Source organism: Virgibacillus carmonensis (assembly GCF_057836705.1).
Map to the genome: position 1 here is coordinate 144,513 of NZ_JBYQFJ010000007.1, position 11,900 is coordinate 156,412.

The 11,900-nt window shown below is 41.0% G+C and carries 11 protein-coding genes and 1 riboswitch; all 11 genes read right to left on the reverse strand.

Translation table 11 applies throughout. From position 1 onward, the window contains the following. Positions 1 to 32: 32 nt before the first annotated feature. From purH to purE, 11 genes are read right to left on the reverse strand one after another with little or no spacing between them, the layout of a single operon-like run. On the reverse strand, positions 33 to 1,565 hold the full coding sequence (gene purH / locus AC3G7N_RS07980) for a bifunctional phosphoribosylaminoimidazolecarboxamide formyltransferase/IMP cyclohydrolase (RefSeq protein ID WP_489421618.1): 1,533 nt from the start codon (positions 1,563 to 1,565) through the stop codon (positions 33 to 35). 19 nt (positions 1,566 to 1,584) lie between these two features. After that, complete coding sequence (purN, locus tag AC3G7N_RS07985; RefSeq protein ID WP_489421619.1) at positions 1,585 to 2,157, reverse strand: phosphoribosylglycinamide formyltransferase; 573 nt, start codon at positions 2,155 to 2,157, stop codon at positions 1,585 to 1,587. Continuing rightward, complete coding sequence (purM, locus tag AC3G7N_RS07990; protein ID WP_489421620.1) at positions 2,150 to 3,172, reverse strand: phosphoribosylformylglycinamidine cyclo-ligase; 1,023 nt, start codon at positions 3,170 to 3,172, stop codon at positions 2,150 to 2,152. Before purM ends, purN begins: the two co-directional genes overlap by 8 nt. Before the next feature lie 29 nt (positions 3,173 to 3,201). Further along, positions 3,202 to 4,611 (reverse strand): amidophosphoribosyltransferase, encoded by a 1,410-nt coding sequence (gene purF, locus AC3G7N_RS07995; RefSeq protein WP_489421621.1) that lies wholly within the window; start codon positions 4,609 to 4,611, stop codon positions 3,202 to 3,204. Then, positions 4,587 to 6,815 carry a phosphoribosylformylglycinamidine synthase subunit PurL gene (gene purL / locus AC3G7N_RS08000; RefSeq protein ID WP_489421622.1) on the reverse strand — a complete coding sequence of 743 codons (2,229 nt, stop codon included), beginning with the start codon at positions 6,813 to 6,815 and terminating at the stop codon, positions 4,587 to 4,589. Before purL ends, purF begins: the two co-directional genes overlap by 25 nt. Further along, complete coding sequence (gene purQ / locus AC3G7N_RS08005; RefSeq protein WP_489421623.1) at positions 6,799 to 7,482, reverse strand: phosphoribosylformylglycinamidine synthase subunit PurQ; 684 nt, start codon at positions 7,480 to 7,482, stop codon at positions 6,799 to 6,801. The genes purL and purQ overlap by 17 nt, the downstream gene beginning before the upstream one ends. Further along, entirely contained in the window at positions 7,479 to 7,730 is a 252-nt protein-coding gene (gene purS, locus AC3G7N_RS08010; RefSeq protein ID WP_489421624.1) for a phosphoribosylformylglycinamidine synthase subunit PurS, read from the reverse strand. The genes purQ and purS overlap by 4 nt, the downstream gene beginning before the upstream one ends. After that, a complete protein-coding gene (purC, locus tag AC3G7N_RS08015; protein ID WP_489421625.1) occupies positions 7,727 to 8,440 on the reverse strand; it encodes a phosphoribosylaminoimidazolesuccinocarboxamide synthase in 714 nt (237 codons plus the stop codon). Before purC ends, purS begins: the two co-directional genes overlap by 4 nt. A 10-nt stretch (positions 8,441 to 8,450) precedes the next feature. Continuing rightward, positions 8,451 to 9,746: an adenylosuccinate lyase gene (gene purB / locus AC3G7N_RS08020; protein WP_489421626.1), complete on the reverse strand. Its 1,296-nt coding sequence runs from the start codon at positions 9,744 to 9,746 to the stop codon at positions 8,451 to 8,453. Continuing rightward, positions 9,743 to 10,873, reverse strand: coding sequence for a 5-(carboxyamino)imidazole ribonucleotide synthase (gene purK / locus AC3G7N_RS08025; RefSeq protein ID WP_489421627.1), 1,131 nt, complete (start codon positions 10,871 to 10,873; stop codon positions 9,743 to 9,745). The genes purB and purK overlap by 4 nt, the downstream gene beginning before the upstream one ends. Next, positions 10,860 to 11,351: a 5-(carboxyamino)imidazole ribonucleotide mutase gene (purE, locus tag AC3G7N_RS08030; protein ID WP_489421628.1), complete on the reverse strand. Its 492-nt coding sequence runs from the start codon at positions 11,349 to 11,351 to the stop codon at positions 10,860 to 10,862. Before purE ends, purK begins: the two co-directional genes overlap by 14 nt. Positions 11,352 to 11,486: 135 nt before the next feature. After that, a riboswitch (purine riboswitch) is annotated at positions 11,487 to 11,587 on the reverse strand. Positions 11,588 to 11,900 lie beyond the last annotated feature (313 nt).

Genomic DNA, 11,900 nt, shown 5'->3' on the forward strand with positions numbered 1-11,900 from the left:
TGTTGCACGATTCACGCTTCGTTTTTACGGTTTTAATGTTTAAAATGTCGCATTCCTGTATAAACCATCGTGATTCCATGTTGATCACACACATCGATTGAATCTTGATCGCGCTTGGAACCACCTGGCTGAATGATTGCGGTAACTCCTGCTTTCACGGCTGCTTCAACTGTGTCTGGCATTGGGAAAAATGCATCTGACGCAAGAACAGATTCCGTAGCTTTATCGCCAGCTTGTTCGATAGCAATAGTAGCGGCGCCAATTCGGTTCATTTGGCCAGCACCAATACCAATTGTTTGATTGCCTTTTGCCAAAACAATCGCATTGGACTTCACATGTTTAACTGCTCGCCAAGCGAACAACAAGTCAGCTACTTCATTTTCAGATGGTTTGCGCTCTGTTGGATATGTCCACTCATCTTGACTAGTGATGCCTTTGTCTTGCTCCTGCACTAAAAGTCCACCAGTGACACTTGTAATTTTTTGCGAATGATTACTTCCCTGATCCATCAAAACCTCAAGCAACCGGATATTTTTCTTTTCGGTTAAAATTTCCAACGCTTCTTTTGTAAAACTAGGTGCAATGACGATCTCAAGGAAAATCTCACGTAGTAATTTAGCTGTAGCTAGATCCACTGGTCGGTTACATGCAACAATACCACCAAAAATTGAAATCGAATCAGCCTCATAAGCCTTTTCAAAAGCGTTCACAATTGAGTCACTCACGCCGATTCCACATGGATTCATATGCTTCACTGCAACTGCTGTCGGTCTTGGGTATTCCGCTAATATTTCGAGTGCTGCGTTTGCATCTTGAATGTTATTGTATGACAATTCTTTACCGTGCAGCTGGTTAGCATTAGCTAGGCTATACGAAGAAGCCTTTGCATCTTTATAAAAAGCTGCTTGTTGATGTGGGTTTTCCCCGTAGCGTAACGATTGTACTTTTTCATAGGTAACAGAATACGTATCTGGATACTGGGCATCTGTTTGCTCATTAAAATAACCTGCAATTAACGCATCGTAATGTGCTGTATGACGGAATACTTTCGCTGCAAGCTCCAAGCGTTTTCCCCCATCTAACTCACCCTGCTTCAACGCTGTCAAAATACCTGTGTAGTCAGCAGGATCAACAATTACCGCTACATGCGCGAAGTTTTTTGCTGCTGCACGAAGCATTGTCGGGCCGCCGATATCAATGTTTTCTATTTTATCTGCATCTGTCGTGTTTTCATTTGCTAACGTTTCCTGGAATGGATAGAGGTTCACGATAACCAAATCGATTGGTGTAATGTTATGCTCATTCAGCTGTGCTTGATGCTTTTCGTTTTTCAGGTCTGCTAATAATCCGCCATGGATAGAAGGATGCAATGTTTTTACACGGCCATCTAAAATTTCAGGAAAATCAGTGATATCCTCAACAGCGCTAGCAGCAACACCTGCTTGTTGTAAAGCCTTTAGTGTTCCACCAGTTGAAATGATTTCGTAGTCCAGTTCCACTAAACCTTTTGCAAAAGTTTCGATATTCTCTTTATTAGAAACACTTATAAGTGCACGCTTCGTCATGGAAAAAAACTCCTCGCTATTATCTATTTAGTACATGCCTGATGACTTTTGGATATAATCGATGTTCAATTTCTTGAATCCGGTGTTTTAGCGTTTCTTCGGTATCACTAGGTAATACTTCTAACGCTTCCTGATCAATAATCGGTCCAGTATCGACACCTTCATCAATAAAATGAATCGTCACTCCCGTTGTATGAACACGTGCACGAAATGCTTGTCCGATTGCGTCAAGTCCAGGAAATGCAGGTAATAATGATGGGTGAATGTTTATGATAGATCCCTCATATGCCTGAAGAAGGGTTGGACCAACTATTCGCATATAACCTGCTAAAAAGATCCAATCTACTTTCGCCACATGTAGCGCGGACACGATTTTCTTCTCATACGCTTCCTTTGTAGGAAAAGCTTTCGGATCAATTACACATGTTGGAACTCCAAATTCAGCCGCCTTTTCAATAGCTGTGGCACCTTGCTTATCACATACTAGCAATACAACGTCACAACCAAGTTCATTTCCTTGATTCGCATCCATAATTGCTTGAAAATTACTGCCTGCTCCAGAAGCAAATATAGCTGCTTTTTTATTAGTCATTTGTGAAACGAACCCCTTCATGTTCTGAAACAGTACCGATAACAACAGCTGCTTCCCCAGCTTCCTGCAGGAGATCTATTGCATAATCCGCTTTACCCTGATCGACAACTACTGCCATTCCGATACCCATATTAAAGACACCGAACATATCATAATCTGAAACATCGCCTTGTTTTTGCAGGAAAGTAAAAACTTCTGGCACATTCCAGCTAGCACGATCTATCTCTACTCCTAATCCAGCTGGTAACATCCGGGGAATATTTTCATAGAACCCACCGCCAGTGATATGTGAAATCCCCTTTACCTCAACTGTTTGTGTAAGCTTGTGAATAGGCTTTGCATAAATTTTTGTAGGTTCTAAAAGTGTTTTACCAAGTGACTTTGATAGTCCTTGGTACGAGTCAGCCAAATCTAGTTCAGCAACAATTTTCCGTACCAGCGAATACCCATTGGAATGAATGCCACTAGATGGTAGACCAATAACAATATCACCTGCTTTAATATGGTCACCAGTGATTAGTTTTGACTTTTCTGCGATACCAACTGCAAACCCAGCGACATCATATTCGTTGTCCTGATACATACCAGGCATTTCAGCTGTTTCTCCGCCTATTAATGCTGCGCCTGCAGCAACACAGCCATTCGCAACACCTGCAACAATTTGTTCAATCATTTCTGGATTATTTTTTCCGCAAGCAATGTAATCAAGGAAAAATAAGGGTTGTGCTCCTTGTGCGACGATATCATTGACACACATCGCAACTAAATCTTTTCCAATAGAATCATGCTTATCAAGTTGGAACGCTAACTTCAGCTTTGTTCCGACGCCATCTGTCCCAGAAACTAACACAGGCTCTTTGTAGCTAAATCCGCTTAAGTCGAACAGTCCTGCAAATCCACCAACACCACCAAGAACTTCTTTGCGATTCGTTTTGGCAATATGCTTTTTCATTAAATCAACAGCTTGATAGCCTTTTTCCACGTCGACTCCTGCTTCTCTATACGCATCAGACATTTGGGACCCCACCTTTATTAGAAAAAATTTTATAGTCTTGTATACTGAATTTCCTTCTGCCCTTTTTCTTTTACAGGATAATTCCCAGTGAAACAAGCTGTGCAAATCCCCTGGTTTGGCAAATCCTCACGCACGATTGCACGCTCCAGACCTTCTTCTGATAAATAAGAAAGGCTGTCTGCACCAATGATTTCGGCTATTTCATCTACTGTATTATTTGCTGCAATTAATTCATCCCGGGTCGACATATCGATTCCGTAGTAACAGGGATGCTGAAGCGATGGGGAAGCAATTCGTACATGTACTTCTTTTGCCCCTGCTTCTTTTAACATGCGGACAATTCGTCTGCTCGTTGTTCCTCGCACAATTGAATCATCAATCATGACAACGCGCTTTCCTTCCACAATTCCACGAACCGGGGATAGCTTCATTTTCACCCCTTGCTCACGTAACTCTTGTGATGGTTGGATAAACGTACGTCCTACATATCTATTTTTTATGATTCCCATTTCATAAGGAAGACCAGTTTCCTCCGCATATCCGATCGCAGCCGAAATACTTGAATCAGGTACACCAGTGACAACATCCGCATCAATAGCAGCCTCTTTCGCTAACTCGACACCCATTCTTTTACGCGACGCATGTACATTCACTCGATTTATGTCACTATCTGGTCTGGAAAGGTAAACATATTCCATCGCACACATCGTCCGGGCTTCTGGTTCTTGGAATGTACGCGTGCGCATGCCATCTTTATTAATAATAACTAACTCACCTGGCTCCACTTCACGTTCAAGTGTTGCACCAACCAAATCAAAGGCGCACGATTCAGAAGCGGCAACATAACTATCTCCTAGTCTTCCAATCGATAACGGTCGTAAGCCTCTTGGGTCTGTTGCGATATACATCGTGTCTTCTTCAAGTATGATAAAAGCATACGCGCCTACTAACTGGCGAAGTGCTTCCATCATTGCTTCTTCAAAGTCATCCGATATACTGCGTTTAATCAAATGAGCCAACACTTCTGTATCTGATGTTGTTTGCAGGATACTACCCTCTTGTTCAAGCTTTCCACGAAGTTTATGCCCGTTCATTATGTTCCCATTATGGGCAAGCGCAAGACCACCGTTTTGTGAACGAAATACTAGAGGCTGAACATTATCATACCCACCATCACCTTGTGTGGCATAACGCACATGACCAATTGCCGCATGACCTTGAAGTTCATCAAATTTCGCGTGTTTGAACACATCATTCACAAGACCTAATCCTTTATGCAATTTAAGCTTTTCCCCATCAGTCGCTACGACACCAGCTCCATCTTGACCCCGATGTTGTAAGGCGTGTAAACCGTAGTACGTAATTTCTGCTGCTTTCTCATGACCCCATATTCCAAAAACGCCACATTCTTCGTTTAAGCCTTTGATTTCAGCAAGCATGGAATAGCTCCTCTCCATAATGAATGAAGTGATTTAGCATCTTCATTGATAACGTTCTCTCCGTTTGATTGCACAAAATAGTTACCAGTTCCTGTCACGATACCAATTTGTTTAGCGTCTTTCATTACTGACTCGAACCTCGCTTTACTCTCCGAATCTATCGAAACTAAAAACCGTGATTGTGTTTCACTAAATAACTCAACTGTTGCATCATCTTCAATTGAAACCTCAACACCGAGACCTTTTTCCGAAAAGATACTTTCTGCAAGTGCAACGCCAAGTCCTCCTTCTGCCAGATCATGGGCGGAAGAAACAAGATCTTGGTGAATCGCATCTAATAATTGATTTTGTCGTTCTTTTTCCACTGATAAATCAATACTTGGTGCCTTACCGGAATATTTACCATCGATTATATTCTGTAATTCACTTCCGCCAAATTCAGGCTTCGACTCCCCAATAACATAAATAAGATCGCCCTCATTTTGGAAGTAGCTTGGCGTTAGGTGATCAAGTGATTCGATCAATCCAACCATACCAACGACTGGTGTTGGGAAAATCGCTCTTCCTTTTGATTGGTTGTATAACGAAACATTCCCACTAATAACGGGTGTTTCTAACAAGTTACATGCTTCGCTCATACCTTCTACACTCTTCTCCATTTGCCAAAATACTTCTGGATTTGTTGGATTTCCAAAGTTCAATCCATCAGTTAAACCAAGTGGACGCGCCCCGGAACAAACAATGTTTCGTGCTGCTTCAGCGACAGCTATCTTCCCACCAGTTTCCGGGTCTAAATAAATGTAGCGTGAGTTACAATCTGTTGTAATAGCAAGTGCTTTATTGGTTCCTTTGATTCGAACGACAGCAGCATCCGAACCGGGTGCTACTACTGTATTTGTTTGTACCATGGAATCGTATTGATCATATACATATTCTTTACTTGCGATCGTCGGCTGCTTGAGCAATTGTTTTAACATATCCGCATGATCTTCCACAGCTGGCACAACTTCCGCCTGCTCTTGGAATCCTTTAAAATATGCGGCTTCTTTTGATGGCATATTGTATACAGGTGCTTCCTCTGCCAATGCATCTACAGGAATAGCTGCAACAACTTCTCCATGCTGCTTTAGGCGGAATGTTTTTTCTTCAATTACTTCACCAACTGCAACAGCTTGTAATCCATATTTTTCAAAGATATCAATGATTTCTTGTTCCTGCCCTTTTTTCGCTACTAACAGCATCCGTTCTTGGGACTCAGAAAGCATAAGTTCATAAGCATTCATGTTTTGCTCGCGTTGTGGTACAAGATCTAAATTCATTTCCATGCCAGTTCCAGCTTTACTTGCCATCTCACTAGCGGATGACGTAAGGCCGGCAGCACCCATATCCTGCATGCCAACAAGCGAGTCACAATGGATCACTTCTAAACATGCCTCAATTAAAAGTTTTTCCATAAATGGGTCGCCAACCTGTACAGCTGGGCGATCTTTATTCGCATCTTCCGCTAAATCATCTGATGCAAAAGTTGCGCCGTGAATCCCGTCACGACCTGTTGCTGCTCCTGCATAAATGACGGTGTTACCAATTCCGGCAGCAATTCCTTTTTGAATATCTTTATGATCGATTAAGCCGACGCACATCGCATTGACTAGTGGGTTATCTTCATAGCTATCATCAAATTGAACTTCACCGCCAACTGTTGGAACACCAACACAATTACCATAGCCAGCAATACCATGAACAACTTCCTTAAAAAGGTACTTCACACGCTCTGTCGTCAAATTTCCAAAACGAAGGGAATTCATCATGGCAATTGGGCGGGCACCCATCGAAAACACATCCCGGATTATTCCGCCAACACCTGTTGCTGCGCCCTCATATGGCTCAACCGCTGATGGATGATTATGGCTTTCCACTTTAAAAACGACCGCCTGTTCGTCGCCGATATCAATAATTCCGGCACCTTCTCCAGGTCCCTGCAAGACATGTGGAGCTTTGGTTGGAAACTTTCTTAAAAGTGGCTTCGATGTCTTATAGCTACAATGCTCTGACCACATGACCGAAAAAATGCCTGTTTCCGTAAAATTTGGACGACGTTTTAAAATTGTTTTGACCATGTTAAATTCTTCATCACTTAATCCCATGCCATGGTACAATTTTTCTGATTCAATTTTCTCTGGGTTAATTTCATGCGTTAACAACATGTGATTCCCTCCAATTGTTCACGATCGATTGAAAAAGCTTTACACCGTCATCACTGCCAAGAAGTTCTTCAACAGCCCGCTCTGGATGTGGCATCATGCCAAGTACATTTCCTTCTTTATTGATGATTCCTGCAATATCAGCAATGGATCCATTCGGGTTATTTTTATATGTCAATACAATTTGATTGTTTTTCTGTAATTCTCTTAACGTGTCATCATCACAAAAGTAGTTCCCTTCTCCATGTGCGATTGGATAGCTTACTACTGCGTCTTTTTCGTACTGACTCGTAAAAATCGTGTTATTGTTTACAACCTGCAATGGCTCCTGGTGACACATAAATGCTAAATTTTTATTACGAAGCATCGCACCTGGAAGCAACCCTGCTTCTAGTAAAATTTGAAATCCATTGCAGACACCAAGTAATGGCTTTCCTTTTGCTGCATGTTCTTTAATTTGTTGCATAATTTTGGATGTCGCTGCGACAGAGCCAGAGCGCAGGTAATCGCCATACGAAAATCCCCCAGGTAACAAAATGGCATCATAGTCTTCTAGATTACTATTTTCATACCATACTAAATCGGTATCTTCCTTGATGATTTCTTTCGCAGCATGATACATGTCGCGGTCACAATTCGATCCTGGAAAAACGATTACGGCAAATTTCACGATTGAACAGCCTCCTCCACATCAAAACGAAAATCTTCAATTACTGGATTTGCAAGTAGTTGGTCACACATCGCGTTAATCCGTGCATCTAAATCCTCTTTATCATCAATTTGTAATTCGATAAATTTACCAACTCGAGCTTCTTGTACCTCTTCGTATCCTAATGAATGCAGGGAATTTTGAATTGCCTTTCCCTGTGGGTCAAGAACCCCTTGCTTTAATGTGATATATACCGTTACTTTTTTCATGATCTTGCCTCCAGTCGATGTAAGATTTCTTTATAAACATGAAGTAAATCGCCTAAATCCTGACGAAAAACATCCTTATCCATTTTTTCTTGTGTATCCTGGTCCCATAGTCTGCATGTATCTGGTGATATTTCATCAGATAATACAATTCTGCCATCCTCTAGACGACCAAACTCCAGCTTGAAATCAACGAGTGTTAAATTAATTTCGTTGAACAGTTTTTGTAAAACGGTATTAATCGTTAAGGCCATCTCTTTAATTTCATCCAACTCTAACCGCGTTGCATCTGAGAGAAACAATGCATGTTCATCATTAATAAGCGGATCCCCTAAGGCATCATCTTTATAAAAAAGTTCAACAAGTGGTGGTGTGAAAAGTGTTTTTTCCTTGATTCCTAGTCGCTTCGTAATGCTTCCTGTAGCGATATTACGTACAACAACCTCAATTGGAATAATGGTTGTTTCGTTTACGAGTTGTTCGGTTTCATTTAGCTTTTCAATAAAATGCGACTCCATATTTTCTTTTGCAAGATATTGAAAAATATAGGAGGAAATTTCATTATTTAATCTGCCTTTACCATCAAAGCTATCCTTCTTTACACCATTAAATGCAGTTGCGTCGTTTTTGTAAGATAAAACAAGTTGATCCTGGTTATCCTTCACACGAAAAACCTTTTTGGCTTTTCCTTCATACATCAATTCAGCCTTCATCATCATCACCTCACGCTAATCCGATTCGTTCAAAAATTTGATCCACATTTTTCAAGTGGTACGTATAGTCAAAGCAATCATCAATTTCAGCCTGCGTAAGCATGCTTGTAAATCGTGCATCGCTTTCGATTAATTGTTTAAAGTGTGTTTCTGTTTCCCACGCTTCCATTGCTTTCGGCTGCACGATATCATAAGCCTCTTCACGTGCCATACCTTTGGTGATTAGTGAAAGTAAGACGCGTTGTGAAAAAATAACCCCATGTGTACGATCAATGTTGCGTCTCATATTTTCCGGGAATACGGTAAGATTTTTTACGATGTTTGAAAAACGATTTAACATGTAATTGAGTGCGATTGTGGCGTCAGGTAAAATAACGCGCTCCGCTGATGAATGCGAAATATCGCGTTCGTGCCATAACGAGACATTTTCATATGATGTCAACATATAACCACGTAATACACGAGCCATACCAGTCATATTTTCCGATCCAATCGGGTTACGTTTGTGTGGCATTGCGGATGACCCTTTTTGACCTTTTGCAAAAAACTCTTCTGCTTCGCGTGTTTCCGTTTTTTGCAATCCACGAATTTCCGTTGCAAATTTTTCGATGGATGTACCAATTAACGCTAATGTCGATACATAATCAGCATGACGATCACGTTGAAGGGTTTGAGTTGAAACAGGTGCAGGTGTTAGTCCTAACTTTTCACATACATATTTTTCAACAAATGGATCAATATTCGCATATGTTCCAACCGCCCCAGACAACTTGCCAAACTCAATTCCTGCCGCTGCCTGTTCAAAACGGTCCAAATTACGTTTCATTTCTTCGTACCATAATGCTAGCTTCAAACCAAAAGTAGTTGGTTCTGCATGGACACCATGTGTACGCCCCATCATTACGGTGTGTTTATGTTCCTTTGCTTTATCTTTTAAGGTTTGTACGAAATTAGTTAAGTCCTTGCGAATAATTTCATTTGCTTGTTTTAGTTGGTAGGAAAGTGCTGTATCAACAACATCTGTTGACGTTAAGCCGTAATGTACCCATTTGCGCTCTTCACCAAGTGTCTCCGAAACAGCACGCGTAAAAGCAACGACGTCATGACGTGTTTCTTCTTCAATCGCATAGATCCGCTCCATATCAAAGGATGCCTTATCACGCATTTTATTAACATCTTCAACAGGAATAATTCCTAGCTCACTCCACGCTTCACATGCTAAAATTTCAACCTCAAGCCATGCTTTAAATTTATTTTTTTCCGTCCAGATACTTCCCATTTCTTCTCGCGTATACCGTTCTATCATGCCTTTTCCCCCTCATAGGTTTTAACTAGTTGATTTACCTCGTCCATCGTTTCTGCAATAAATGTGATGTGTCCCATCTTCCGTTTTTCTTTCGCTACATCCTTGCCATAAAGATGAATATAACCTTCAGTTGAATGTGTCATGTACTGAAGTGCGTGTTCTATACCTTCACCTAAGATATTTACCATAATTGATGGCTGTAATTGTTCCACTTTGGTTAAAGGTAATCCACATATTGCGCGAATGTGCTGTGCGAATTGTGAGGTATTACACGCCTCAATTGTATAGTGACCCGAATTATGAGGCCGTGGAGCCATTTCATTTAAGTAAATGTCATCTCCATTAACAAACATTTCAATCGCAAACGTTCCGACGATATTCATTTTTTCAGCTAGCTTTATGGTTGCATCAGTCGCTTTATGTTTAATCGTGTTACTAATAGTTGCTGGCGCAGTAGTTTGATGCAAAATATGGTTCTTATGATCGTTCTCGCCAAATGGGAAAAATTCAATTTCCCCGCTTTGCGCACGAGTAAATACGATGGAAATTTCTTTATCAAATGGAACCCATTGCTCGATAATGCAGTGTTGGTGTTTATCCGCAAATTCCATTGCTTCGTTAACGTCTGCCACACTTGTGAGTTTGATCTGACCTTTACCGTCATATCCGCCACGACAAGTCTTTATTACAACTGGATACGTTATATTTTCTAAGGCTTTCTCGCATTCATCCCCATTTTTCACGATGAAAAATTCTGGAACCGGAAGCCCCGCATCACGCATAACTTGCTTTTCCTTTTCCCGGTTTTGCGTAACTTCAAGGGCAAATGCACCTTGTGGCAATTTCCCTTTTTCTTCTATATAAGCAGCCGCTTCTAAATCGACATTTTCAAATTCATAGGTAATGACATCACTCAATTCGGTTAATTGCTTGATTGCCTCCTTGTCATCATAAGCAGCCGTAATCTGTTTATCTGCAACCTGTGCAGTTGGACATTTTGGTGTTGGATCAAGAACAGCAACCTGATAACCCATATACCTCGCAGCAATGGCCATCATCCGACCAAGCTGGCCTCCACCGATAATCCCGATTGTTTTTGGCGGTAAAATAACTTTATTTTTTTGCAAGATCAGCCCTCATTTCCTCAACGCTTGCTTGCATGTTTTCCCGATATATTTCCAATCTATCTGCTGCATCCTGATCAAACGCCCCGATCATCTGGGTAGCAAGAATACCAGCATTTTTCGCACCTGATTTTCCAATAGCAACCGTCGCAGTTGGTACGCCACCAGGCATTTGTACAATAGATAATAGGGAATCCAGTCCATTCAACGCCTTGCTTTGAACTGGAACACCGATCACAGGTAACGTGGTTTGAGCTGCTACCATCCCAGGTAAGTGGGCTGCACCACCCGCACCAGCTATGATCACCTTTAGTCCCTGGTCGCGCGCATTTTTTGCATAGTCGAACATTTTATCAGGAGTTCGATGAGCCGAAATTACATCTTTTTCATACGGAATTTTAAGTTCGTCAAGTATGTCACACGTATGCTTCATTGTTTCCCAATCTGAAATACTTCCCATGATTACACCAACCATAGCCATAAAATCCCTCTTTCTCATTTCATTAATAAACGCATAGTATATAATCAATTAAAAAAGTCTATTCATCTCCCTCAGTTATGAGAGAAGATGAATAGACCTATCTTTAGCACATTAAAACGGACCATTGCTCATGTGCAACGATTCATCCTCCCTCATAGTCCAGCATTTACGGTGCTAGGTAGAAACTTCTGAGCCATATTCTCAGCAAATATATGAGGAACCGTATTCATTTGTAGCTTAAGAATATCAAATTAGGTGTGGTAATGTCAACAAAATATCGAACAATTGATAAAAAATATATATAATTGTTCGGTTTTTGGTATTTTTTTGAGAAGATTTTATGAGGGGGCTGTAACGAATAGATATATCTCTAGTTAAATATATAAGTCGTGCTAATCGCTAGGCGCTGTAGTTGGACGGGCATAAGCTACGCAAGACCCCTCAAGTGAGGAACAAGCTGAGAATGCTTGCGACCTTCTGCTATCTATCGCAAACATTAAAAATGCACTGTAAAAATGACCATCAATTTGTATGCTAATCTGATAGTCA